Here is a 26,596-nt window from a genome sequence, read left to right on the forward strand (position 1 = left end):
ATCTCGAAAGATAAACAGGTCTGAGCTACATTTCGCTGTTACTTAATAGCGCCAGTAGTTGATCTTTAGACATTTGCCCAGCATCACCACTGCCGGCGAGTACTTTATCTGCGAGTGCTTGTTTATGTTCGTGCAATTGCAGGATTTTTTCTTCAATGGTATTTTGTGCTATCAGCCGGTACACAGTAACGGGGCGTGTTTGCCCTAGGCGATGCGCGCGATCGGATGCTTGTTGTTCAACCGCAGGATTCCACCACGGATCGAGATGCAGTACATAATCAGCCGCGGTTAAATTAAGCCCCGTGCCGCCTGCTTTTAAGCTGATCAAAAACAGTGGTGCATGACCTGCTTGAAATTTATCAACTTGTTGTTTGCGTTTGTTAGTGCTCATGCTGCCGTCAAGATAACAATAATCGATGCCGCGTTTTTGTAAGCGTTTTTCAACCAGTTTTAACACATCGACAAATTGGCTGAAGATCAGCGCTTGGTGGTTGTTTTCTAGTAATTCTTCAATAATCGCTTCTGCAGTGTCGAGTTTACTCGATGGCAACTTACTATTTTCCAGTAACAACTGCGGGGCAATACAAGCGCGGCGTAATTTAGTTAATGACGCCAAGATAGCAATGTATTGGCTGTCTTCCTGATTTGCTTGTTCAAGTGCGTTTAAACGAGTTGCTTCGTACAGTGCTTGCTCTTTTTCACTTAATGCGAAGGTTAAGTTTATTTCGGTTTTTTCTGGTAACTCGGTCAATACCGTTTGTTTGGTTCGACGCAGAATAAATGGAGCAATGAGGGTTTTTAGAGTATCGGCTTGTTGTTGATTTTTATCGGCGTTACCAAAGCGCTTTTTAAATACTGGCAGGGTATGTAAAAAGCCTGGCATTAAAAAGTTAAACAAGCTCCACAGTTCACCTAAATGGTTTTCGATTGGCGTGCCTGACAGGCCAATTTTAAATTGACCATTGAGTGCAAATGCGGCTTTAGCTCTTAAACTCAAGGGGTTTTTAATTGCTTGTGCTTCGTCAAAGACAATATTAGCAAAAGAAAATTGCGCCAGTTGTTCACCAATTAGTGGCAGTAAACCATAACTGACGATCACTAAATCGTGTTTACCAGCCGTTGCCAGAATATCAGCGCATGCAGTGGCGTTTTCAATGATTTTTACATGCAAAGCCGGCGCGAATCGCTCGGTTTCAACTTGCCAGTTATGACACACAGATTTTGGCGCAACCACTACACTGGCACCTAAACTACTGCGCATTTGTAACACGGTTAAGGTTTGTAAGGTTTTACCTAGCCCCATGTCATCGGCTAAACAAGCATTGAGTCCCCAGTTGGCCAGTTGCATTAGCCATTTAACCCCGACTACTTGATAGTCTCGTAAAATATGGACTAAATGTGCAGGTAAGGTAGGGTCGATAGTTTGCTCAAATTTAGCTAAACGCGTTTTCCAGCTGTCACCAAATGTGACATCACCTAAGTCGGCAATGCTTTGGTGTAAAGGCAATGCACGCGCGTTGGCAATCCGTAGTTCATCACTTGAGTTGTGCTTATCAATATTTTGCATCCCTTCTAAGCGATTTAATAAGTTAGTTAAACGCTGATCCAATAATAATGAATTGCCTTCCGAAAACTCTAAAATGCTGCCGCGGCGCGGGGCTTTAAGCAGGGTTTGTAATTCGTATATTTGGCCGCTAGGGAGTGAGATTTTACCACTGACGCTTAACCAATCGTTATCATCATTTAAGTTAAGAGAAAGGTGCTGGCTTTTGGCAACTTTCATGCCTTGGCTCGTTTCGTCCCAACTTAATACCAGAGACTGTGCTTTTTGCGCAGCTTCAAGTAACTCAATTGCTTGGCTAATATCTTCAGGTAAATAAAATTGCTGTTGAATTTGATTATGTTGCGGTGATTGCCGATCAGCAAATAATCCGGCCATATTTTTCAGTAATTTTCTAAACGCTTTTTGCTCTGCTTTTAAATCACGTTTAATAACAATGCTGTCGGTTTGATCATCATCAGTATGTGCGAGTGTCAAAGCACCAATGCCGGGTTCAACCCAAGGGCCGTCTACGCCATTTGGCATGGCATAAAAGTTAATGTTGATACCTAATTGGGTAAGAGCGATCACTGCGGCAAATTCACACAAGCCTTGGCGTACGTTGTTGATATGAGCAAACTCGGTACGCTGGCTGCTAATATGATGCTCGTTAGCCAGTACTTGTAATGCGGCATTTAGTTGTGGCAGTTTTTCTTCGGTTAAATTATTGGGTTGTTGGTCAAATAATTGCAGTAATTTGAGCTGTTTGTCATCAATGGCGAATACTTGGTAACAATTTGCGTGACTGTGGATAAGTAAAAAGTCACAGTCCGGATCGCTGATACTCGGTTGCATTACCAGGCGATAGCAATCATTGCTGTCTTGTGCAATTTCAATGACAAACTCGCCTTTGATCAGCGTAAGTGGCTGTCCATTGTGATCTTCAAGCCCTTTAAACCCTATTAGTGCTTGTAATACCGCGGCCGTTGCATGTATTTCGTGATAACCAAATCCGGCATGGTTATTTAGCACTTGTACTAAGTTATGATCGGCGCTGGTTAATGCATCTTGATACTGGTTATAAGCAAGTTCTTGGGCGTTTACTTTACGACCTTTGGTCCATTCGCCTTTGGCATTGAGTTGCTGTACTTTGGCTTGTATGAGCGGTAAATCTAAATGGGTTAAATCCAGTTGCCATACAATTCGTTGCTGCGCAGTGGGCGTATCAATTTGGCTAATATCATTAAGCCAACGCTGCCATTGTGGGACGCGGGTAAAGTGCTGTAATAAACCAGTATTGGGTAATGGTGTGTCATCGCTAAGCCAATTAACTAAGTGCTGGCATTGCTCAGCTAACCAGTGTTGATGCGCACTAATTGCGCTATTGAGCTGTTCTAACAGTTCAGTATCACCCCTTAGATGATTTACCTGTTCGTCTGTGGCGTTTTTAATAATTGCCAGTAATAAGCAAAATAATGGCGCTAATGCATTCGGGTTACCAAGTAGATGACTTAAGCTGTTGCTTAAACGATGGTTTTGATAGTTAGCTAAATCCTCTTCCAGCAAATAATCAATCGCTTGGCTTGGGTGGCTTAATTCCCCAAGATTTTTTTGATACCATTTTCGACAGGTATTTAGTTGTTTAATATCTGCAGCGGTTGCACTGATAAATAGGCATACAGTGTAAAGTAATCCGGTGATCTCGGTCGGATAGATGCCTTTGCCAAAGTTTTTTCTAAACGCTGTTAAAGCGCTTTTATACTGTATCAAAGCAATATCAATAAACTCACCCTTGATGGCATTGGTATTTGCTTCATAAAAAGTGGCTAAAACACGGTCTCTTTTATCATCTAGCAATTCAGCAAAATTATCTTCTTGTAATAATATGGCTAAATTTTCATTCAGATAAATGCGTTTTCTCAGCTCTGTTGTTGGGAGCGCTTTGGCAATCAGAGTCGGCCATGCATGCTCACTGGTGAGGTTGAAAAATTGACCGCGGATAAAGTTATCTAAGCAAAGCTGTTGCCATTGCTCAGGAAGGCATTGCCACAGTTGCTCGCTGTATGGTGATTGCGCGAGCAAATTAACAAAAGCGCTATCAAGCTCAAGTGATAAATCACTAGGGAGCGGTTTTTTTCCGCTTTTTGCGCGGTCAAGATCATTAAATAGCAGGTGCAGAAAGTGCACGGCTTGATCGTGGTAATAATAGCTTTTTGTAGCTTCGGTTAAAAAAGCATGCAATAAAACTGGCTGATGTTTTATCGCATTAATAGCTACATAAGCAACTGCGCTAACTGATATACGAAAGTTTGGTCCGTAGGGGAGCTTCCAAATTAAATCTTTAGATTCGAGTTGTTTAGTGTATTTAGCGACTTCAGCTTGAGAAAACGAATAGCCATTTTTAATGTGACTATAAAGACGTTTAGTGAGCTGCTGGACAGAGTTCTCATAGCCATGCGATGAGCCACTTATGATCAGTGCAAGTAATACACACAGTTGTTTTTGGTCGTTATCAGTTGTGGCGGGCGAAAAAGTACTTAATGGCATAAAATCAATAATTAAAGTCGCTAACGGTTGCAGCCAGTATAAGTTTCAGCTGGGGGAGTTACAACTATAAAAAAGCGACCCTAAGGTCGCTTTTTTATAAAAACCTATTGCACTCTGGCAAATAGTTTTTGTAGTTGCGGCATATATTCTTTAATTAGTTTTAAATTACTTTCGCTAACAACCGGCGCATCTGTATTAGCAGCATTAGCTGAGTTACCAAGTGTGCCCATCATTGAACTAGCGCTGTTATTTTTCGAGCCGCCCATACTTTGCAAACCGCCCATTAACTGATTTACTTTATCTTTGTTTTCTGGCGATAAATTACCTTTGATGTTTTCAAGGTAAGCCATCGAGACTTCAGAACCCACAGTAATTAGTTGTTCAGGCGTGAAACCATATTTATTGGTAAGGGCTGCAAACTCTTTGTATAAATCATTATTTTTGATTGTACCAAGGGCGCCTAATGCCATTGCCGTCGAGCCCCCTTCAGAGCCACCTAACATACTACCCAAATCCATGCTTTTTAATGAATCTTGATTTTGTGACCAATCAACAACCGCGGGTAATGCTTGCATATAACCTTGTAAATCTTTTTCTGTGATATCTGCCGCAAGGCTTGAAAAACTCATTGCTAACAAACTAAGAGATAAAATTATTTTTTTCATGTTGAGCACCTTTTTTATTCAATTGTTAGTTGCATTAAAGACTATTAATTAGATAACCGCTATAAATTAAAGAGGGTTTTAGTCTGTTAACATCAGATGATATACTACATTTTTGCCTGATGTAGCTGAACCACATGTTAATTATTTCAAATACCGTAACAATCGATGAATGGGAAGTCGAGCTGTCAGCTATTCGTTCACAAGGAGCGGGTGGTCAAAATGTTAATAAAGTGGCCAGTGCGATCCACCTTCGCTTTGATATTAATCGCTCAAAGTTACCAGAGTTTTATAAAGAGCGGTTGTTGGCGTTAAATGATAGTCGTATCACTAAAGAAGGTGTGATTGTTCTCAAAGCGCAAAGTCATCGAACTCAAGAGCTAAACAGGGAAGATGCGTTAAAGCGACTAAAACAGCTTATTTTATCAGCCACTAAGGTCGAACGTGCTCGTCGTGCTACAAAGCCTACACGTAATTCACAGCGCAGACGCATGGATAAGAAAACCAAACATGGTAATACCAAAGCGCTGCGCGGCAGTGTTAAAGTTTAATTTATAAGTTTGGTTTAAGCACCTCAAATAACGCGTTAATATGATCGTCTCTATCATTTAGCGCAGCTATATAACGGTATTTTTCACCGCCAGCTTGTTCAAAAATCTCTCGGTTTTCACCTTCTAATTCTTCAAGTGTTTCAAGGCAATCAGCGCTAAATGCAGGGCTGATAATAGCCACGTCTTTAATCCCTTCTGCGGGAAAACTTTCTAATGTGGCGTCTGTGTATGGTTTTAACCACTCAGCTTTACCAAAACGGCTCTGAAAGGTGCTGATAACTAACTCTTTATCGAGCCCCAGCTTTTCGACCACTAAGCGAGTTGTTTGCAGGCATAAGCAATAATACGGGTCGCCGCGTTCTAAAAACAGTTTCGGCATACCATGATATGAAAACACTAATTTTTGTGGTATGCCATTAGTTTGTAAGTCTTCACTAATACTATTAGCTAGGGATTCTATGTATGTGGTGTTTTTATGATAACCATTAATAAAATGCAGCTCTGGCACCCAGCGCCATTTGCGCAATACTTTAGCCACGGCATCAAATGTTGAGCCTGTGGTTGGGCTTGAATATTGTGGGTAAAGTGGCAACACAACAATGCGGGTTAAGCCTTTATCTCTAAGCTCTTCAAGGCCGGCTTCGATTGATGGATTACCGTAGCGCATCGCCATAACCACTTCGGTATTGGTATAGCCATGCTGTTTTAATAAGGCATTTAATTTAAGGCTTTGCTGGCGTGTAATATGGGTCAGTGGCGAGCCATTTTCAGTCCAGATACTTTCGTACAATTTTGCTGAGCGCTTCGGACGAATACGTAAAATAATGCCATGGAGGATAATCATCCATAGTAAGCGAGGGATCTCGACAATACGTGGATCAGATAAAAATTCTTTTAGGTAAATTCGAAGTGCTTTAGCGGTTGGCGCATCTGGGCTGCCTAAGTTGGTGAGTAAAATCCCTGTTTTTTGATTAAAACGCTGATCATGAGGGTTATCGGTAACGGCTGAAAATCGCGACACGCAATGCTCCTAAAGCAAAATAGACGGTTATGGAATATAGGCTATTAATATTAATAGCCTATTGTAACGAATGAAAGGGTAAATAGGATCACTGATTTACAATGATTTGATCATGATCCTAAATGGAGTCGGTTTTTTAGCTTCTAGTTGCTGTAACTTTTCAATGGATTTAGCACTAAATATATGCCCCTTTGGTAGCAACATTATACCCGTGTGACTATGCAGTGCATGGCTAAGTACCATATTGATGGCTAGCTCTTTGGCCGTTATTATTTTCATCGAGCCTACTTTTGCTTGCTGCTTAATGCATTTAACTCGGCAAGCCTCCAAAGCTTGCACTAATTTAGGATGGTAAAAGTTACCGCTGTACATTTTTACTGTTTCGAATGCATGTTGGTGCTTTTCTTCATCTTTTAAATTACTTTGTTCAAATGCATCCCAATAGTCACGTGCCAGCGCGAGTATCATTGCACTAAGAGGAATATCATTACCTTTTAATCCTTTAGGAAGGCCATTCCCGTTATAGCGTTCGTACTGGTGATAAATGGCATCAGACACTTCATGCAGATGAGTCGCAGGCATTAACATCAATTGTGCGGTACTTGGATGCGTATAATAACTTTTGCGTTGCTGTTCATTAAGCGCATGCACGGGTTTTTCATAAAGTGCGGGATCCATTGCTAACAGCCCTATTTGAGCTAAGTAACCAGCCATTGCCGCCATTTCGATATTTTTTGGTGGTAGCTGCAACTGTTTTGCTATTTGCGTACAGGTATTGGCAATGTTCTGCGCTTTGGTGCCATCTAAATATGGATTGGCATTAATGAAGTTATAGAGCAATTCAACGGTTGAACTATGTTCGTGTTTTTCATGGGCGTTGGCAATTTCGAGTTTTTTAAGTACTTGTTTTATTTGTTTGGTTCTTTTTTCAACGCGCTGTTCAAGGGAGCTATTAAGTTCTTTGAGGACTTCATTATGGCGATTAATTTGTTGTTGGAGTTTCAGGTTTTGTTTTTTAAGTTGATATTTTTCAATGCTATCGGTGATGCAACGTAGTAATAAGTCATTTTGCCATGGCTTTTGGATATAGCTATGGATCTTGCCTTGATTCACCGCAGCTAAGGTGATTTCTATATCGGCATAACCGGTAAGTAAAATACGTTGAGTATCAGGTGCTAATTTTTGCGCTTGTTGAAAAAACTCAGCGCCATTCATTTTTGGCATCCGCATATCGCTAATAATTACATCAAATTCATACTGTTTGATTAATTTTAGTGCATCTATGGGCGAGTCACTGGTAAGTACCGTAAGTTGCTGCGTTTTGAATAGCCTTGATAAAGAACGTAGCACAATCTCATCATCGTCAACGCATAAGACTTGCATGGTTGGTAGGTCTGCTGATTGACTCACGATTGTACCTATGGATAAACAATATTATTAACCATAGCTTGTCTGCTATGGTTTTTCTAATTAAACCGTGTCATTAGCATTAGGTGTGCTAATTTTAATGACACGATAATCGTTTTTAATTGCTGGTTAATTAAGATGGATACGATAGATGAAGACTACAAGCAAGCTTATTTTCGTGAACGTGCCGCACGTATAAAGGCGGAGCAGCTGATTGAAGATAAAAGTCGTGTATTATATGCACTAAATGAAGAGTTAATAAAAAAAGTAGCTGATCTTGAGTATCAACAACAGTTATTTATTCAAGCAGAAAAAATGGCCACTTTAGGTACTTTATGTGCCGGGGTTGCCCATGAAATTAATAATCCCTTAGCTTATGCAATGAGCAATGTAGAAAGTTTGCAACAGGGCATGGATGGCTTTCGTGAGTTACTTGATTTAAATCAGCAATATTTAGCCAAGAGGATTAGTGAAACAAATTTTCAACAACAGTTAGCATCACTTAGTGAGCAGCAATCATTTGCTGAACTGCAGCAAGATATTCATCAACTAGTGGCAGATAGTGCTGAAGGTTTACGGCGTATTAATCAAATCGTGGGCAATTTGCTTAATTTTGCGCGACCAACAACTAACAAGAAACAATTGGTTGATATGACAGATGCCGTAAAAAATGCACTTAAATTGCTTAAAAATCAATTAAAAGGTTGTCAGCTAACCACCGCTATTGCGGCATTGCCGCTAAGTTATTGTGATTTGGCAACTATCAATCAAATAATGGTTAACATACTTATTAATGCAAAACATAGCTGTGAAGCGTTAATTGATAGACAAGCACATATTCATGTGCAAGTTGATAGTGACGAGCAACAAATAATTATTAGTGTTAATGACAATGGTTGTGGCATGAGTGAGCAAGTGCTTGCAAAAGTTTTTGATCCATTTTTTACTACTAAACCAGTTGGCAGAGGGACCGGTATGGGCATGCCATTAGTGTACACTATGGTTAATGATCATCAGGGTAAAATTGAAATTGAGAGCACTGTAAATGTAGGTACATGTGTGCGATGTATATTTCCAGTATTGAGTGAACGACCTTAACTCTAGCAAAAACCATTTAACCGTAGTTAGGTTAAGTAATAATTTGCTTTTAAATTAGCCAATTGTTGGTTAGTGTAGGAATGAATTTTATAACAACTTGAGGGTGAATAATGCTTAATGAAAAAAGTACATTGGTTCTTAGGGATTATCTAAGTCAGCACCCTGAACTAAAAGTGGTGAGCACTGACAGTGTGATTGGTTTTATCAGTGGTTTATTGGCGTGCTCGGAGTTTTATGGTGAGTCAGAAATTGCCAATTATATTGCTGATAAAAATGACCCTATTTATACCCGATTAATGACAAGCTCAGCGGAGCATGATGCAATGATCACTCTGCTGGATAATGTGACCGAAGCTCAGGTCGCGCAGCAGCATATACTGGTAAGTATTTACCCTCATGGTAAAGATGCTAAAGCGCCGAGTGAGCAACTACAGCAATGGTGTGTAGGTTATTTAGCTGCTTATATGGTGAATCAAGAAGTCTGGCAGCATGACTTTAACTTTTTACTCAGTGCCGATAAACAGGTAGTTGAAAATCAGGCGGATGGACAGTTATTTATTGATAACTTTGAAGCGACGCTTAATTTACTCGCCACTTTTGCGATGTGGCCAGACTCGCTTAAAGAGCATCCAGAACCGGCGATACTTAGTGAAGGCTTTACGCTACTTTATAGCGGGTTAGATGAAAGTCTTACTGGCATTGCATCCATGGCATTGATGCTAGAAGACGAGAAACTGGCTTTGTGGGAAGAAGAAGGCTAGTAAACTGAGTTTTAACAACCAGCATGATTTGAATAATCATGCTTTTTTTTGTTCGAAATTCAATCAAAAACATAAAATAATAGAAAATTAAGCTAATTTTTGCATATATCGACCATTTTCGCAGTTAAATATGTTTCTTTTTAGGTGTGTATGTTGCTAGGATGTTTGCCAAGGCGTGATTTTGTAAATCATGCTTGATCATACTAATTATAACTTTTATTAATCTACCTGTTTACTACTGCAATTGAGTAAATAGGTGAAGAGTCAACAGGGTCGAATAACACACATGACAACACTTCGTTTAAATACATTGGCTATTGCCGTAGGACTTGCATTTAGCGCCTCTTCAGTTATTGCTGAAGAAGCAACAGTTCAAGCAGATAAAAACATAGAACAAATTTCCGTTTTAGGTTCGCGGGTCTCTAACCGCACAGCAACGGAATCTTCGTCACCCATTGATTTGATTGACGCTGATGATTTAAATAAAGGCGGTTTTACTGAGCTGGGTCAAAGCTTACAAGCTACAGCACCATCGTTTAACTTTTCGCGTACTCAAGTATCAGACGGCTCTGATTTATTCCGTCCTGCAACATTACGTGGCTTACAGCCAGATCAAACACTGGTTTTAGTCAATGGTAAACGCCGCCATAACCAATCTATTTTTGGTCTAGTGGGTACTATTGGTGCAGGTGCTGCGGGTACTGATATGAATGCGATCCCGCTATCAGCCCTTAAAGGGGTTGAAGTATTGCGCGATGGTGCAGCGGCGCAGTACGGTTCAGATGCGATTGCTGGGGTCATTAACTTATCATTGAATAACTCAACGGGTATAACAACGGGTTATGTGCAATACGGCGAAACGGCAGAAGGTGATGGAGAAACAATTTCTGCAGGTTTAAATCGCGGTTTTGATTTGGGCACTGAAGGCGGTTTTATTAATTTATCACTTGAGTATCGTGATGCTGAAGGTACTAACCGCGCAGAGCGTGATACCGGTGGTTCGCTTGATGTAGAGCCTGGTACGTTATCTGAGAATGTTCGTTGGAGCCAAGGTAATGCTGAAAGTGAGTTTACTTCCGTATTTTACAATATGGCATTGCCTATGGGTGAGGGCGAGCTTTACTCATTTGGTGGTTACTCTGAGCGCACAGCACTGGGTAACGGCTTTTATCGTAACTTTAATGAAGCAGCTAAAAATGTTACTCAAGTATACAGTGATGGTTTTTTACCGCGCATTTATAACGAAGCACAGGATATTTCAATTGCGCTAGGTTTTAAAGGTGATATTAATCCAGATTGGAACTACGATGTATCGGCAGTGTATGGTGAAAACCAATATGACTTTACATCACGCAATACATTAAACGCTTCCTATGCGGCGGAGTATTTATTTAATAACCCAACGGCAAGTGATGCTGATATAGCAGCAAATACAGGCCCTAGTGGTGGTTATTCGGGTGGTTTTAGGTTCGATCAAACAACAGTTAACCTAGACGTAAATGGTATTGTTGACATTGGTCGCAATGAACCTATTTATCTGTCATTTGGTGGCGAATATCGAAAAGAAAATTACGAAATAGTACCAGGTATTGCAGCATCATACGCCTGTGGTTTAGCTAATAATAATACTTTGTACCCTTCAGTAAACAATCCTAATTTTGTTGCTGAGTGCGGTTTTCAAGCTTATAACGGTTTAAGGCCAGAAGCATCAAACAAGCAAGGTCGTGACAGTTATGCATTTTATGTGGATGCAGAAACCATGCTCACTGATGACTGGAATATCAGTGGTGCACTTCGCTATGAAGACTTCTCTGACGCTGGAGATGATTTAATTGGTAAGTTAGCTACGCGTTATGAATTTAACGATGACTTCGCAGTTCGTGGCGCGTTATCAACTGGTTTTAGAGCGCCATCACTTCAGCAAAGCGCATACACTGCGTTTACCACAAATTTGAATGATGTTGGTGAACTTGAGCAATCATTTATTGCTAAAGCAGGTTCAGATCTTCCTGTTGCTTTAGGTGTTGAAAGTTTAGAATTAGAAAGCTCCAGAAATACTAGTTTTGGTTTTGTTTATGATGTAAGCAGTGAGTTGTCATTAACAGTAGACTTTTATCATATAACAATAAAAGATCGAATCACTTTGGGTAACTTTATTAAAGCTGAAGATCTTGCATTTAACCCTACTGCTGTTGCTGCTCTTCAGGCAACAGGATCTGACCAAGCTGCTTATTTTTCAAACTCAGTCGATACAACAACAGAAGGTGTCGATATTATTGCGTCATACCGCACCGATTTATACGACGGTAATTTCTCTGCAACGTTTGCCGGTAATTTAAACGAAACCAAAATTGACCGTATCAATGCAGCACCTGGTATTCCTGAAAATCTAGCACTTGATGATATTCAAAGTAGCTTTTTAACTGATGGGCAGCCGGGTGAACGTGCAACGTTAACCTTTGATTATGAGCGTGATGCATACAGCTCAATGATCCGCTTTAATTACTTTGGGGAAACTGATGTGAAGTACTTTGGCAATGACCATATTGAATTTGCAACAGATGGTTCATTTAAAGCAACCAGTACGGTAGAACCAGCCGTATTAGTGGATTTAAATGTAAGTTACCAAATTAACGATATCTTTACGTTATCTGTAGGTGCTGACAACGTATTTGACGAAACACCAGATGAGTTAGGTGATGACGAAGTATTAAACGCTATTTCAAATGGGGCATTTAAATACCCGTTACGTGCCGTACCATACGGTTTTGATGGCCGTAGTTACTATGCAAAAGTAAGCTTTAGTTTTTAATTTTTTAGGCTAAGTTAAACCAGCAAAGGCGCTGTTATAAACGGCGCTTTTTTTATGGCAAAAATAGATTAAAAAGAGCATTAAAAATGATTGCATGCTTGAAAATTAAGCATACAATCGCCATCAATAACACGGTGGGATGGTATCCCTCGTTATACTTTAAACTTACTTAATAGGAAATAATATGGCTAAAAAATCGAAAGAAAAAACGGTTAGCAAATCCGCAGTAGACACTGGGCGCGGCGTGATAAAGCACAACGCATTGGCAGCGCTGGTTACCTCTAAAGTATTTAAACCGCAAGTGGTTAAAGCTAAAAAAGGCAAAGGCGCTTATCAGCGCAACAACAAACATGTAGGACGAGAGTCCTATTTAATCGCAGCCTAATGATGTAGCGATCAAATAGAGCTTTTATTCTAAATGCTGTTTTTACAAAAAACAGCAAACACGCGCATTTTTATAAAACCTCGCTTAGATAATTTTTTTCTAGGCGAGGTTTTTTGGTTATATAGCTATCTATTATTGTTGTTTTATCCACTTTCACTCTCATTTACGCTTTCGTAAAGGTTGCTAGAGCCCACTAGGTACTTGTAAATAAACCTTAACCAGAAGTTAACCTTATGTTCATTTTTTGTGTGCTAATTTACCGACTATTTAGACTAGGTGGCTTTTTTTAGTGTTAAATGACTATTAAAAATATTTTTAATAGTCCTTTTTAACTGTTTTGCAGGCTGTTTTATATACATTGCATATCCAAATTAAGTTGACGTATGGGTAAACTGTGGTAGTTTTTAAAATGAATTGTAAATTTGATGTTATTTTTAACCTTGGGTGGAGGAGCTATGAGCTCACAAATGGCAATAAAAAATGCATTTAAGCTAAGTGCTGTATCACTTAGTTTTATAGGCTTGAGTGCCCATGCAGCAGTTGACTGTAGTGTATTAACACAATGGCAAACGGGGCAAACTCACAGTGGTGGCAGCCAAGTACACGCACAAGATAATGCGTATGAGGCAAAATGGTGGACACAGTCAAATCCAGTTGAAAATGCTGGTGACTGGCAAGATTGGAAACTTTTGGGTTTGTGTGACAGCGCTGTCACAGAGAATCAGGCGCCAAATATTACAGTATTAACCCCAGTAAACAATTCTCAATTCGTTGATAAAGACAGCGTTGTCATAGCTGCGCAAGCAACCGATGATGATGGCTCTGTAACAAAAGTTGAGTTTTTTGTTGATGATGCATTAATCGCAACTGATAGTAGCGCACCGTTTAGTACTAATTGGCCTGCGGTTGTCGGCACTCATCAAGTGAGTGCTGTGGCAACTGATGACGACGGCGCGCAATCTACGCAAGTGATCAATACGATCAGTGTTACTGATATTGTGGATCCGGTTAATCAAGCACCGGTGGCAACAATTAGTTTTAGCAGTTTACCAACAGAGTTAACGGTTGGTTCGCAAGTGGTGTTTGCGCTTGCCGGTACTGATAGTGATGGTCAAGTAACGGCGCTTAACTTTGCTGTTAATGGTGCTGATGTGCATCAAGCAAGCACGGCATCAAGCAGTTATGCTTGGCAAGCAACAGCGCTTGGTCAAGTAACCTTTACGTTAACGGTAACCGATAATGAAGGCGCCGCAGCCCAAGTCACAAAGGTGCTTACTGTTGTTGAAGAAAATACCGGTGGCACTGATTGTCATCCGCAGGGGTTATATCAAACACCGGGTGTCAATACGCCGTACTGCACTGTGTATGATGCAGATGGTCGTGAGATCATGGGGGTAGATCATCCGCGTCGTGTGATTGGTTACTTTACCAGTTGGCGCAATGGCGAAAATGGCCAACCGAGCTATTTAGTCAATGATATTCCATGGGATAAAATAACTCATATCAACTATGCGTTTGCTCATGTTGATGTCAATAATAAAGTATCGATTGGCGATCCAAATGCAGCAGGTAACCCAGCTACAAATATGGAATGGCCAGAAGTGGTAGGTGCCGAAATGGACCCAAGCTTCTCGTATAAAGGTCACTTCAATCTTTTAAACAAATTCAAAAAACAACACCCACACGTAAAAACATTAGTATCTGTTGGAGGTTGGGCTGAAACGGGTGGCTTTTTTGATGAAACAGGCCGTGTTGAAAGTGGCGGCTTTTATACCATGACTACTAATGCCGATGGTTCAGTTAATCAAGCGGGCATTGATGCCTTTGCAAAAAGCTCAGTCGAATTCATTGAAAAATATGGTTTTGATGGTGTTGATATTGATTATGAATACCCATCATCAATGAAAGACTCAGGCCATCCTGATGATTTTCCTATTTCAAATGCACGCCGCAGTGGTTTAAATGCATCTTACCAAGTACTAATGAAAAAGCTGCGCGAAGAGTTAGACCGTGCTGGTGAAAAAGCGGGTAAACATTACTTATTAACGATTGCATCGCCTTCTTCAGGCTATTTACTGCGTGGTATGGAAACATTTCAAACGGTTAAATACCTCGATTATGTCAATATCATGTCTTATGATCTTCACGGTGCATGGAACTCTCATGTTGGCCACAACGCAGCCTTATTTGATACCGGCCTTGACTCCGAGCTTGCGCAGTGGAATGTATATAGCACTAAAGAGTTTGAAGGGATTGGTTATTTAAATACTGATTGGGCGGTTCGCTATTTTCGCGGCGCAGTATCGGCAGGGCGTATCAATATTGGTATTCCTTACTACACCCGTGGTTTTAAAGATGTTAGTGGTGGTACTAATGGGTTGTGGGGGCAATCTGCTTTACCTAACCAAGCGGACTGTGCAAAAGGTACTGGTGTTGGCGAAAAGAACAAGTGTGGTAATGGCGCATTAGGCATTGATAATCTTTGGCATGATAAGAACGATGCAGGTCAAGAAATGCCTGCAGGCTCTAACCCTTTGTGGCATGCTAAAAATCTTGAAAATGGTATTGCTGGTTCGTACTTAGGTGTGTATGGCTTAACGCCAGAGACTGATGCTGATGATCAATTAACGGGTACTTATACACGTCATTATGACAGCGTTGCTGTTGCACCTTGGTTATGGAACGCAGAGAAAAAAGTATTCCTATCTATTGAAGATGAGCAGTCTATGGCAACTAAAGTTGATTACGTAATCAACAATGGCCTTGGCGGTATCATGTTTTGGGAACTTGCTGGTGATTATGATTTTGATTCAGCAAAAGGCGAGTACTTCATGGGCTCTACCTTAACAGCTTTGGCTTATGACAAGTTTAACCAAAGTGGCGTGGCGTATGACACTCACCCAGGCAATCCAAACTTTGTACTACCAACCGAAGCGGTAGATGTAACGTTTGCAGCCAAAGACTTTCCAATTGGTGATGATAACTACCCAATTAGCCCAACATTTGCGTTCACTAATAACTCAAACATTGATCTAAGCGGTGCGAAAATCTCGTTTGATGTGCCGGTATCAACATCGGCTATTTTTAAATCTAACTGGAATGCACAAGAAAAATTGGGTATGGCAGTTGAAGTAAATGGCTCAAATGCAGCAGGTAACAACATTGGTGGTTATGAAAATGAATTCCACCGTTTTTCAATCACTCTTAACAATGAATGGGGCGGTCAACCGAAAGATTTCAGTGGTGGTAAAACAGTTAATGCGCAGGTGATGTATTACATGCCAATTACCGGTCCTAGTAACTTTACTATAGAAAAAGACGGCAAAGTTTACGCGTTCAAATTTGAGTACCCGCAGTTGCCCGATGGTACTACCGGTGGCGGTGATACAACGGATCCAGGTGATGGTGATACATCTGGTATGTGTGAAGGTGTGGCTGTGAGCTTAATTCCAGTATATCCAAACTTCCCTCAAAAAGATTGGGCTGGCAATCCAAGCCATGCCGCAGGCGGTGACTTAATGGTTCATAACAATGCGGTTTATAAAGCAAAGTGGTGGACAAGTTCTGAGCCAGGATCAACGGCTGACTGGACTAAAAGTTGTAGTCTGTAAGTAATAATAGGGGCTAGTTCATTAGCCCCAAAATTTTAGCTTTTTTAAGGATAAAACAATGAGACTTATTAATTATAAAACATTATCACTTTCGGCAGTGGCAGGCAGTGTATTACTAACAATTATGTCTGCGCAAGTGAACGCCCATGGCTATATGGATAGCCCAAAAGCGCGTCAAGCTTTTTGTAAAGCCGACGGAGGGTATTGGTGGCCTGAAGATGGCAGTAGCATTCCAAACCTTGCTTGTCGCGCCGCATTTTTAGAGTCGGGTACTGTGCAATTTGTACAAGATATTGAGTTTTCAGCTAATACACCAGATTACTTAAATCAAGCAGCGGTAGAGGCTAAGGTGCCAAATGGGTCGTTATGTGCTGGTGGCGACAACGCAAAGCGTGGTATGGATCTACCTTCTGCGCATTGGCAACGCAGTGATGTGGTGCCCAATGCCAATGATGAAATTCAAATTCGTTACTTAGCAGCAACGCCGCATAACCCCAGTTTTTGGCAGTTTTATTTAACCAAGCCAAGTTTTAATGCGACAACTGATGTATTGACATGGGCTGATTTAGAGCTAGTTCAACAACATGGCAATATTGACGTTATTAAAGATACCGATGGAAAGCGTTATTACGAAATGAATGTTGCTATTCCACAAGGGCGTAGCGGCGATGCTATTTTGTATAGCCGTTGGCAACGTAACGATGCAGCGGGTGAAGGCTTTTACAATTGTAGCGATATTACCATTGTGACCGACGTAGGCCCAACGGATCCAAGTGTTTGGACAAGCGTGGGTTATTTTGTTCGTCAAGGACAAGATGCAATTGCTGGTGACACTGTGTGGGCACGTTTGTTTGATGAAAATGGCCAAGAAGTGATTAACCAGCAGTTAAAAATCACCGCTGAAAACCAAGTGAATTGGCAACAAACACTCGCTGCGCAGCTGAACTTAGATTATGCCCACTTAATACAAATTGGCGTGCAAAATCAAGCTGGTGACGTGGTTTATAACAGTACAGATGTGCTGACTAATCAAGTATATAGCAGTAATGAAAATTACACTTATACCTTAAGTGTGCAGAGCGCTCCAGCTAACACTGCACCAATTGTACATACGCCAGATGATGTAGTCATGGAAGAAAATACTACGACAGCAGTGCATTTACATGCTTTTGATGATGAACAAACGCAATTGACTTACAACTGGTCAGTGCCAGCGCCGCTGAGTTTTACTGGTGGTGATGCAAACGTGGTGATTAGTGCGCCAGAAGTATCGGCAAGCACCGATTATACCGTGTCAGTGTCGGTTTCAGATGGTCAATTAAGTACTCAAACTAGTTTTAAAGTCACCGTAAATGACAGTGTTATTACTGATCCTGATGTTGCTGCTTGGAATAGTAGTGCTGTTTATCAAGCTGGGGACAAAGTCAGTTTTCAAGGTGTTGTTTATACAGCGAAATGGTGGAACCAAGGTCAGCAACCTGATAGCTCTAATGCATGGCAAAGCGATTCACAACCGGATAGGAACAGTGATTGGAATGCAAGTAAAGCCTATCAAAGTGGTGCTGAAGTAACGTATCAAGGACAGCGCTATAGCGCTAAGTGGTGGACTCAAGGTGATACACCTGGACAAGCCAATGTATGGACCAAACTTTAATAAAAACCTAAGTTTTGTAGTTCAAACTTATTAGATAATTAAATTAATAATGGATAAGAGAGAAATATGAATATTAAAAAATTAACCGCAGCCATGGTGGTTGCTTTATTCGCAGGTGCTGTATCAGCGGCACCATCTACACCAAGCATCAATTGGGAACCGCAACAATATTCTTTTGTTGAAGTGAACTTAGAAGGTAATGGGTCATATAAGCAACTGGTTACTCGTGTTGATCAAGTCGCTATCAACATTCAATGGAGTGCATGGAGTGGTGATGGCGGTGACAGCTATAAAGTTTACTTTGATGATATGTTGGTAAACGAAGGCACACTTACAGCAGGCACTAAAACAGGAACTATTTCATTTCCTTATGACAAAGCCGGTCGTCACACTTTATATGTAGAGCTATGTGAAGGTGGCACTACCTGCGCACGCAGTGCTGGTAAGCCAATCGTGATTGCCGATACCGACGGCGGGCACTTAGCGCCATTACCCATGGATGTTGACTCTAATAACCGTGATATTGGTATTAAACAAGGATTAGTTACAGGTGCTTACTTTGTTGAGTGGGGTATTTACGGTCGTGATTACGACGTGACGAATGTGCCAGCACAAAACTTAAGTCACATTTTATATGGCTTTATTCCAATTTGTGGTGAAAATGCATCATTAACTGGCGGCCCTAAGCGCGCACTTGAAACAGCCTGTGCTGACTCTGCTGATTATGAAGTGGTTATTCACGATCCGTGGGCGGCTGTGCAAAAAGCGTTACCAGGAGTGGACGCGACCGATCCAATCCGCGGTACGTATGCACAGTTAATGGCCCTTAAACAGCGTTACCCAGATTTGAAAGTTTTACCATCAGTGGGTGGCTGGACATTATCAGACCCATTCGGTGGCTTTACAAATAAAGCTAACCGTGACATTTTTGTAGCATCAATGGAGGAGTTTTTAAGAACCTGGAAGTTTTACGATGGCGTTGATATTGACTGGGAATTTCCTGGTGGTGACGGCCCTAACCCTGATATTGGCGATCCGATAAATGATGGTCCAGCCTATGTGGCATTAATGCAAGAACTGCGCGCTATGCTTGATAAGCTTGAAGCTGAAACTGGCCGTACTTACGAGCTTACGTCAGCAATTGGTGCAGGTTACGATAAAATTGAAGATGTTGACTATCAAGCGGCTAGTCAATATATGGATTATATCTTCGCGATGACGTATGACTTCTACGGCGCATGGAGCAATGTAACAGGCCACCAAACTGCGCTTTATTGTGGTGAGCATATGAGTGTCGGGCAATGTAATGGTACGGGAGTTGATGAAAATGGCGAGCCACGTAAAGGTCCTGCATATACAACTGATAACGCCGTCCAATTATTACTAGCGCAAAATGTACCATCGAAGAAAATCGTTGTTGGTACGGCCATGTATGGCCGTGGTTGGGAAGGCGTATATCCTCAAAATACTACAATAGATGGTAATCCGATGACCGCACCTGGCAATGGCAAATTAACAGGCTCTACTGCACAAGGCGTGTGGGAAGATGGCGTTATTGATTATAAAGGCATTAAAACACATATGATTGGTGCCGCAGGCACAGGTGTAAATGGCTTTGAAGTTGGCTACGATGACCAAGCGCAAGCGGCGTACGTGTGGAACCGCTCTACCGGTAAACTAATCACTTATGATAGCCGTGAATCAGTACTTGCTAAAGGTAACTATGTTAATCAATACAACCTAGGTGGTTTATTTGCATGGGAAATTGATGCCGATAATGGCGATATTCTCAATGCAATGCACGATGGCTTAGGTGGAGTTGTTACACCGCCAAGTAATAAAAAACCTGTGTTATCAGTATCTAGCACTGTAGCCATTAACGCTGGCGAAAGTGTTTCTGTTAGTGCCTCAGCAACAGATGCCGATAATGATCCATTGACGTTTAGTTGGACTGCATCACCTGAATTAACGGTATCTGGTAGTGCAACAAATACATTGGCAATTACTGCGCCTAACGTAACCCAAGATAGCCAGTTTACGGCAACCGTCAGTGTGACTGATGGCAAAGCAACAGTAAGCCAAAATGTTGTAGTTAATGTAATCGCGCCAACAACAGGTGACAACACTGCACCGACAGTTGATGCAATTGCTGATATTACAGTTGAAGAAGGCGCTTCTACAGCGGTAACTGTTGTTGCCTCTGATGCGCAAAATGACGCACTGACTTATACATGGAATGTCCCTGCAGGCCTTACATTAGTAGGCAGTGGTGCCAATATTAACCTTACGGCGGGCGCAGTCGATACGGATACTAACTTGACAGTATCTGTGTCCGTAAGTGATGGCCAAGTTGCTACCACTCAAAGCTTTACTGTAACGGTGACTAACACCGATACCACGCCTCCTACAGGTGATACGTGGGATGCGAGTAAGGTATATGTTGGTGGTGATACTGTTGTTTATAACGGCGTTACATACAAAGCTAAATGGTGGACTCAAGGTAATCGTCCTGACTTAGGTGGCGTTTGGGAAGCAACAACTCCACCAGTAGATGATACAGGTTCATTAGTTTGGCAATCTGCAGCTGTTTATAATAGCGGCGATGAAGTAAAGCACCAAGGCAATAAATACCAAGCGAAGTGGTGGACTCAAGGAAATGAGCCAGGCGTAGCAGACGTATGGAAATTACTTTAATTAGTCATTACCCAAGCCGGTAATAAATTAAAGTGTAATTCACTCACCTAAAGCAGCCTCGGGCTGCTTTTTTTGTTTTTTGAGTCAGATACACCATACTGTACAAAACGTTTATAATTTTACTAGGCTGTTGTTATTAAATTCATCTACTTATTTTTTATATTATTGAGTCCAATTAGTAGCAGCTGCGAAAAAACTTTGCTAGTAGGGGTAATATTACCTTGGCCACCGTTTGTCTTTGATGGTGATCAGGCTCTTACTGGAATAGATGTGGAGATCAGCCGTTTGGTGTTAACGCATGCTGGATTCTGTAGTAAGTTTGTGCCTCTTCCATCCTCAAAGCGCGGCTTGGTCGAACTTGAAAAAGGCCGCGTAGATCTATTAACTGCTGCGAGTTTCAATCAACAACGTGCCCAATATAGTCACTTTTCAACCCCGTATAGACGTGAGAAAATACGACTATTCTGGTATGAAGATGCTAACTACCTAACACACGATTTAGCCAGCCTGTTGGCGCAACAAAAAACCATCGCCGTAAATAATGGTGGTTATTATGGTAAAGAATTTGAGCAGCTAAGCAAAGTTACAAACTATAAAGATTTACTTGTAAGAGTACCTTTGCTCAAGCATCGGCTATACATGTTAAAAGCTAAACGCGTCGATTTTATGATTGATGATGAGATATCTGGGTTATACCTCATAAGCCAAGAAAAAATCCCCGCTATTACACTGCATCCTTATGTTATTCATGATAATCCAATCCATTTTATGCTCAGCAAAAAAACGGTCACAATTAATAATGTGCACTCGATCAATGCTGCGATCATTGATATGCAATCGAATATCAAGCAAATAATTGCCAGCTATACCGACTAATTTACTGCACCTAAGCGCAATTGATGCTACTAAAGTTGCGCACGTTTTACTGTGTCTGAAGGGTTTTCGCCAAATAGTTGTTTATAGTCTTTAGCAAACTGGCCCGGATGCCAAAAACCCCAATTGGCGGCAATCATTGAAATAGGTTTATTTTGTTGCGGTTCACTGAGTTCACGGCGTATTTGGTTAAGCCGGGTCATGCGTAAAAAACGCAGCGGATTGATGCCTAAAATACTTTCAAAGCTGTATTGTAAAGTCCGTCGACAAACGTAGGTAAACTCACATAATTGGGTGATAGTTACTATGTTGTCTGGGTGATCGTGAATAAATTCTTTCGCTCTATCAACAACGTTTTTACGGTGTTTATAACTTGGGGTGACTTTTTGCTGGGGGAGTTGTGATTGCAGTAAGTGCAGCACTAAATTTAATAAAATATCGTGTTGTAAAGTCGCACTTGCTCCACCGCCATTAGCATAAATGACTTGTTCAATGCATTCTCGAGCACGTTGCAGTGCTTGTGGTGATGTTGTAATTCGCGGTGATCCATGCTCACAAATGCCCTGTAGCGACAACCCTTGTCGCTGAGCAATTTGATGAAGCGTATCTTGATTGATCACCATGCCATAGATATTAAACTGCTCAGGGGTGATCAGCTCAAAGTTGCAATCACTTGGGCGGCACATTAATTGATTATCAGCGATGCTAAGGCCGTTAATTTTACTGTTTTGTGCGTTTACCGGAATACCAAGCCATAACGCATTTGGCCACACTTTACACTGTTGTCGTAATCCGCATTGAGTATACTCTTTAAATACTTGTAAACCATCAAAAGCTACTTCATCAATACAGCCATAAAAGCGGCCATCACTGACTTGGTCATATTTTTGTTGCCAGTTTGTTAGGTTTTCTGCCTGCTGGTCCACATCGGTCGTAGCTAAAGTGCACTTACTTGGTGCGTTAGTCGGTAAATTATGTTGCATAGTTGCGTATTACACCCCAGGCTAATTATTACAAGCAAACAGTAGTTATCCGATTTTAAATTTTAACTATTTGATTTTTATTGTTTAAATTACATTTGCCAAAACTTGATAGTTGCTTGGTACGCTATAAGCTACCTTAAAAGAATCGTTGCACTGTTTATTGTTTTTTTATTGCTTTTAATTGTAGTGGAAGCAATAGCTGTGACTATCCTTTTTAACACACATTTTGTCAGCAAGGTAAGTTTATGAGTCAATCGTATCGATACACGTTAGGAAGTAAAACCTACCAATTTAACAATCTCGCACAGTTAATGGCTAAAGCGACCCCGCAGCGCTCTGGTGATAGTTTGGCAGGTGTTATTGCCAGTTCTGCCGAAGAGCGAGCCGTGGCACAAATGACGCTGGCAGAAGTCCCTTTAAAAACATTTTTGAACGATGCCTTGATCCCATACGAAGACGATGAAATTACTCGGCTAATAATAGATGAACATGACACTAACGCATTTGCAGCAATCGCACATTTAACGGTAGGTGATTTTCGTAATTGGCTGCTGAGTGATCACGCAACAAGCCATGTTTTAGCGACAATCAGAGCGGGTATTACCCCCGAAATGGCTGCTGCTGTTAGTAAAATAATGCGTAATCAAGATCTGATCTTAGTTGCCAAAAAGTGCCATGTCACGACTGCATTTAGAAATACCATTGGCTTACCTGGCCACTTATCAACACGCTTACAGCCTAATCATCCAACAGATAATGTAAATGGCATTGCCGCGAGTATTTTAGATGGGCTGCTGTATGGCAGTGGCGATGCCGTAATTGGTATTAACCCCGCGACTGATAATGTTGCACAAGCGATTAAATTAATGCGGTTAATGGATGATGTGATTGAAAAATACCAGATCCCGACTCAAAGCTGTGTTCTTACGCATGTAACTAACACCATTGAATGTATTGAGGCCGGTGCGCCGGTTGACTTAGTGTTTCAGTCTATAGGGGGGACTGAGGCGACTAACTCAAGTTTTGGTTTTAATTTAAATACACTTGCTGAGGCGCAAGATGCAGCACAAAGTTTAAAGCGCGGAACAGCAGGCAATAATGTGATGTATTTTGAAACGGGGCAAGGCAGCTCGCTATCAGCAAATGCCCACCATGGGCTTGATCAACAAACGTGTGAAACCCGTGCTTATGCCGTAGCGCGAAAATTCAAACCGTTACTGGTCAATACCGTAGTGGGTTTTATTGGCCCTGAATATCTATTTGATGGCAAAGAAATTACTCGAGCAGGGCTTGAAGACCATTTTTGTGCCAAATTACTGGGTGTGCCTATGGGCTGTGATGTGTGCTACACCAACCATGCTGAGGCAGATCAAAATGATATGGACAACTTACTGACCTTACTCGGTGTAGCGGGGTGTTCGTTTGTAATGGGGATCCCCGGATCTGACGATATTATGCTTAACTATCAAACCACCTCATTTCATGATGCTCTGTATGCAAGGCGGGTATTAGGTTTGCGTCCAGCACCTGAATTCGAACTTTGGCTGGCAAAAATGAACATTATGACAGATACCCAGCAGCATATTTTGTCTGACACGTTACCGTCACAATTTGCGCGTTCTTTGAAAGCTTTAAGTGGTGGACAGCCATGAAAAACTCATCTCCCAAAACGGCACAGGAAATACAGCAACAACATCAAGATAATGGCAAAGTGGTGCATAACCCATGGCGGCAACTACGCAGCTTTACCGATGCACGCATTGGTTTAGGGCGCGCTGGGATCAGTCTGCCGACGGCTGAAATGTTGGCGTTTCAACTCTCCCATGCGCAAGCACGAGATGCGGTTAATTTTCCATTGGATTTGGCTGCATTATGTGAACAGCTAGAGGATTTTTGCGCGTCACCACTGCATTTACATAGCCAAGCCGTGGATCGCAATCATTATTTACAACGCCCTGATTTAGGTCGAAAGCTGGATCAAGCATCACGCGATCAGCTAAGCAATTATATGAGGAAAGCGGCTGTGGCCGCTGAGTTACACCATGATATCGCAATCGTTATTGTGGATGGTTTATCGTCTTTAGCTGTGCAAAAAAATGCTCATCCTTTTCTTGTTCAGTTGCTGACAATACTGCGTGAACAACCCGAGCCATGGCGCTTAGCACCGATCAGCTTAGTGGAGCAAGGTCGAGTGGCGATAGGCGACGACATAGGCGAGCTCCTTAATGCCAAGGTGGTGCTGGTATTAATTGGTGAGCGGCCAGGGCTGAGTTCTCCAGATAGTTTAGGGTTGTATTTAACTTGGCAGCCAAAAACAGGGTTGAATGATGCTTGTCGTAATTGTATCTCTAATATTCGCCCAGCGGGTCTGTCATATCAGGACGCAGCACAACGTACTTTATATCTTTTACAAGAGGCGAAGCGTTTAAACCTGTCGGGGGTGGGGCTAAAAGATCGCAGCCAAGATGATGTGATAGAACATCAAACGCAAACAACAAACTTTTTACTATCAGAATAACCAACAATAAAACATAACGTAATTACAACATAATATAGCAGGAGAAGATAATGTCAGATAATAAAGAGTACCTTGCAAAAAGACAGTTAAAACGAGGTTCAGCAGGTTGGATTTTACTGGCGGGATTAGGTATATCGTATGTGATATCGGGGGATTTTGCGGGTTGGAACTTTGGTATTGCAGAAGCTGGTTGGGGCGGCTTTGCAGTGGCTGCTGTGTTAATGGCGGTGATGTATTTAACCTTGGTTTTGTCATTGGCAGAAATGTCGGCGGCCATTCCAGCATCGGGTGGTGGTTATAGCTTTGCGCGTCAGGCAATGGGCCCTGCTGGTGGTTATCTGACCGGCTTGGCGGTGTTAATCGAGTATGCGTTAGCACCCGCTGCGATTGTTATTTTTATTGGCTCGGCAGTCGAAGCGCTACTGGGTTTTAATGGCCCTTGGGTGTATGCGCTGTTCTATATTGTGTTTATCAGTATTCATTTAGCGGGAGTGGGTGAAGCATTAAAAGTGATGATGGTGATAAGTGGCTTAGCGGTTTTTGCCATTATTGCCACTGCGATCGCATTATTTACACATTTTGATGCGTCACGATTATTTGATATTGCCATCACCGATGCTGCGGGAGCCACCGAATTTTTACCCTTTGGCTGGTATGGGGTGTGGGCTGCACTGCCGTTTGCAATGTGGTTATTTTTAGCCGTTGAAGGCGTACCATTAGCGGCAGAAGAAGCCAAAGATCCAGCTAAAGACGTGCCAAAAGGAATTATAGGCGCAATGTTGTTTTTATTGTTTACTGCTGTGTTAGTTGTTGTATTGATCCCTGGTGCTGGTGGTGCCAGCGCTATGGGCGCTAGTGCCGTTCCGTTAGTTGATGCGCTAAATGTAACAGGTAATGCAAGCTTAGCAACACTCGTTAATATATTAGGTTTAGCGGGTTTAGTGGCGTCGTTTTTCTCGATTATCTATGGGTATAGTCGGTTAGTGTTTGCGCTCTCTAGAGCTGGCTACTTTCCAAAAAGTTTGTCGGTTACAACTTCACGAAAAGTGCCTGCACGTGCCTTAATTGTGCCGGGTATTTTTGGCTTCTTAGCATCACTCAGTGGTGAAGGGGATTTAATGCTGGCGATGGCCGTGGTCGGCGCTACGGTTTCGTATGCATTGATGGCATTGAGCCATATTTTACTGCGTATTAAACAGCCTGAACTCGCACGACCTTATAAAACGCCTGGTGGCATGATAACCTCAGCAATTGCGCTGGTCTTATCTTTGGTGGCTTTAACAGGGGTGTACGCGTTTGATCCTCGTGCATTCTTGTTTACTGTGGTGTTATTTGTGATCGGAGCGATTTATTACTTTGCATACAGTAGTAAGCACTTAGTCGCACACAGTGCCGATGAAGAGTTTGCTATGTTGGCTGAAGCTGAAGCCGCTTTAAGTGCAAAATAGTGATAGTTTAATGCTATTAATAGGCCGTTTG

The 26,596-nt window shown here is 41.7% G+C and carries 17 protein-coding genes; 12 read left to right on the top strand and 5 right to left on the bottom strand.

Annotated elements, in window-relative coordinates; translation table 11 throughout:
* Positions 1-25: 25 nt before the first annotated feature.
* Entirely contained in the window at positions 26-4,087 is a 4,062-nt protein-coding gene (locus J7338_RS11065; RefSeq protein ID WP_210797110.1) for a DEAD/DEAH box helicase, read from the bottom strand.
* Between the two features lie 104 nt (positions 4,088-4,191).
* A complete protein-coding gene (locus J7338_RS11070) occupies positions 4,192-4,752 on the bottom strand; it encodes a short-chain dehydrogenase (RefSeq protein WP_210797111.1) in 561 nt (186 codons plus the stop codon).
* A 134-nt stretch (positions 4,753-4,886) separates the two neighbouring features.
* On the opposite strand from J7338_RS11070, the gene arfB reads away from it, so the two are divergent.
* The gene (gene arfB / locus J7338_RS11075; RefSeq protein ID WP_210797112.1) at positions 4,887-5,300 is read left to right on the top strand and encodes an alternative ribosome rescue aminoacyl-tRNA hydrolase ArfB; all 414 of its coding nucleotides are present in this window, start codon (positions 4,887-4,889) and stop codon (positions 5,298-5,300) included.
* Between the two features lies 1 nt (position 5,301).
* Here arfB and hemH read toward each other — a convergent pair whose 3' ends face one another.
* Positions 5,302-6,321, bottom strand: coding sequence for a ferrochelatase (gene hemH, locus J7338_RS11080; RefSeq protein ID WP_210797113.1), 1,020 nt, complete (start codon positions 6,319-6,321; stop codon positions 5,302-5,304).
* 96 nt (positions 6,322-6,417) lie between these two features.
* Positions 6,418-7,704 (bottom strand): response regulator c-di-GMP phosphodiesterase, NosR family, encoded by a 1,287-nt coding sequence (gene nosR / locus J7338_RS11085; protein WP_210797227.1) that lies wholly within the window; start codon positions 7,702-7,704, stop codon positions 6,418-6,420.
* 162 nt (positions 7,705-7,866) lie between these two features.
* Between nosR and J7338_RS11090 the strand changes: the two genes are divergently transcribed.
* The 8 genes from J7338_RS11090 (at position 7,867) to J7338_RS11125 (ending at position 21,619) form a co-directional block, all read left to right on the top strand.
* Positions 7,867-8,826 carry a sensor histidine kinase gene (locus J7338_RS11090; protein WP_210797114.1) on the top strand — a complete coding sequence of 320 codons (960 nt, stop codon included), beginning with the start codon at positions 7,867-7,869 and terminating at the stop codon, positions 8,824-8,826.
* A 110-nt stretch (positions 8,827-8,936) separates the two neighbouring features.
* On the top strand, positions 8,937-9,587 hold the full coding sequence (locus tag J7338_RS11095) for a UPF0149 family protein (RefSeq protein WP_210797115.1): 651 nt from the start codon (positions 8,937-8,939) through the stop codon (positions 9,585-9,587).
* A gap of 286 nt (positions 9,588-9,873) precedes the next feature.
* Positions 9,874-12,399, top strand: a complete 2,526-nt coding sequence (locus J7338_RS11100; protein ID WP_210797116.1) for a TonB-dependent receptor plug domain-containing protein — start codon at positions 9,874-9,876, stop codon at positions 12,397-12,399.
* A gap of 184 nt (positions 12,400-12,583) precedes the next feature.
* Entirely contained in the window at positions 12,584-12,784 is a 201-nt protein-coding gene (gene arfA, locus J7338_RS11105; protein WP_210797117.1) for an alternative ribosome rescue factor ArfA, read from the top strand.
* Positions 12,785-13,239: 455 nt separating this feature from the next.
* Positions 13,240-16,395, top strand: coding sequence for a glycosyl hydrolase family 18 protein (locus tag J7338_RS11110; RefSeq protein WP_210797118.1), 3,156 nt, complete (start codon positions 13,240-13,242; stop codon positions 16,393-16,395).
* Between the two features lie 58 nt (positions 16,396-16,453).
* Positions 16,454-18,049 (top strand): lytic polysaccharide monooxygenase, encoded by a 1,596-nt coding sequence (locus tag J7338_RS11115; protein ID WP_210797119.1) that lies wholly within the window; start codon positions 16,454-16,456, stop codon positions 18,047-18,049.
* A gap of 66 nt (positions 18,050-18,115) precedes the next feature.
* Positions 18,116-20,743, top strand: coding sequence for a glycosyl hydrolase family 18 protein (locus J7338_RS11120; protein ID WP_210797120.1), 2,628 nt, complete (start codon positions 18,116-18,118; stop codon positions 20,741-20,743).
* Positions 20,744-20,941: 198 nt separating this feature from the next.
* Positions 20,942-21,619, top strand: a complete 678-nt coding sequence (locus J7338_RS11125) for a substrate-binding periplasmic protein (RefSeq protein WP_210797121.1) — start codon at positions 20,942-20,944, stop codon at positions 21,617-21,619.
* A gap of 29 nt (positions 21,620-21,648) precedes the next feature.
* On the opposite strand, the gene J7338_RS11130 is transcribed toward J7338_RS11125, so the two are convergent.
* Positions 21,649-22,599 carry a helix-turn-helix domain-containing protein gene (locus tag J7338_RS11130; RefSeq protein WP_210797122.1) on the bottom strand — a complete coding sequence of 317 codons (951 nt, stop codon included), beginning with the start codon at positions 22,597-22,599 and terminating at the stop codon, positions 21,649-21,651.
* A 245-nt stretch (positions 22,600-22,844) separates the two neighbouring features.
* Between J7338_RS11130 and J7338_RS11135 the strand changes: the two genes are divergently transcribed.
* From J7338_RS11135 to eat, 3 genes are read left to right on the top strand one after another with little or no spacing between them, the layout of a single operon-like run.
* A complete protein-coding gene (locus J7338_RS11135; RefSeq protein ID WP_210797123.1) occupies positions 22,845-24,251 on the top strand; it encodes an ethanolamine ammonia-lyase subunit EutB in 1,407 nt (468 codons plus the stop codon).
* Complete coding sequence (gene eutC, locus J7338_RS11140) at positions 24,248-25,117, top strand: ethanolamine ammonia-lyase subunit EutC (RefSeq protein ID WP_210797124.1); 870 nt, start codon at positions 24,248-24,250, stop codon at positions 25,115-25,117. Before J7338_RS11135 ends, eutC begins: the two co-directional genes overlap by 4 nt.
* A gap of 50 nt (positions 25,118-25,167) precedes the next feature.
* Complete coding sequence (gene eat / locus J7338_RS11145) at positions 25,168-26,565, top strand: ethanolamine permease (protein ID WP_210797125.1); 1,398 nt, start codon at positions 25,168-25,170, stop codon at positions 26,563-26,565.
* Positions 26,566-26,596 lie beyond the last annotated feature (31 nt).

Origin of the sequence: Pseudoalteromonas ostreae (assembly GCF_018069805.1) — a bacterium.
In the GTDB taxonomy this organism is placed as follows: Bacteria; Pseudomonadota; Gammaproteobacteria; order Enterobacterales; family Alteromonadaceae; genus Pseudoalteromonas; species Pseudoalteromonas ostreae.

What these genes read in the sequence shown, in the direction of transcription:
- J7338_RS11100 (WP_210797116.1), top strand. Translation starts at nt 9,874, where the DNA reads ATGACAACACTTCGTTTAAATACATTGGCTATTGCCGTAGGACTTGCA.
- J7338_RS11065 (WP_210797110.1), bottom strand. Translation starts at nt 4,087, where the DNA reads ATGCCATTAAGTACTTTTTCGCCCGCCACAACTGATAACGACCAAAAA.
- nosR (WP_210797227.1), bottom strand. Translation starts at nt 7,704, where the DNA reads ATGCAAGTCTTATGCGTTGACGATGATGAGATTGTGCTACGTTCTTTA.
- J7338_RS11130 (WP_210797122.1), bottom strand. Translation starts at nt 22,599, where the DNA reads ATGCAACATAATTTACCGACTAACGCACCAAGTAAGTGCACTTTAGCT.
- arfA (WP_210797117.1), top strand. Translation starts at nt 12,584, where the DNA reads ATGGCTAAAAAATCGAAAGAAAAAACGGTTAGCAAATCCGCAGTAGAC.
- J7338_RS11120 (WP_210797120.1), top strand. Translation starts at nt 18,116, where the DNA reads ATGAATATTAAAAAATTAACCGCAGCCATGGTGGTTGCTTTATTCGCA.
- J7338_RS11115 (WP_210797119.1), top strand. Translation starts at nt 16,454, where the DNA reads ATGAGACTTATTAATTATAAAACATTATCACTTTCGGCAGTGGCAGGC.
- J7338_RS11095 (WP_210797115.1), top strand. Translation starts at nt 8,937, where the DNA reads ATGCTTAATGAAAAAAGTACATTGGTTCTTAGGGATTATCTAAGTCAG.
- J7338_RS11135 (WP_210797123.1), top strand. Translation starts at nt 22,845, where the DNA reads ATGAGTCAATCGTATCGATACACGTTAGGAAGTAAAACCTACCAATTT.
- eat (WP_210797125.1), top strand. Translation starts at nt 25,168, where the DNA reads ATGTCAGATAATAAAGAGTACCTTGCAAAAAGACAGTTAAAACGAGGT.
- eutC (WP_210797124.1), top strand. Translation starts at nt 24,248, where the DNA reads ATGAAAAACTCATCTCCCAAAACGGCACAGGAAATACAGCAACAACAT.
- arfB (WP_210797112.1), top strand. Translation starts at nt 4,887, where the DNA reads ATGTTAATTATTTCAAATACCGTAACAATCGATGAATGGGAAGTCGAG.
- J7338_RS11110 (WP_210797118.1), top strand. Translation starts at nt 13,240, where the DNA reads ATGAGCTCACAAATGGCAATAAAAAATGCATTTAAGCTAAGTGCTGTA.
- J7338_RS11070 (WP_210797111.1), bottom strand. Translation starts at nt 4,752, where the DNA reads ATGAAAAAAATAATTTTATCTCTTAGTTTGTTAGCAATGAGTTTTTCA.
- J7338_RS11090 (WP_210797114.1), top strand. Translation starts at nt 7,867, where the DNA reads ATGGATACGATAGATGAAGACTACAAGCAAGCTTATTTTCGTGAACGT.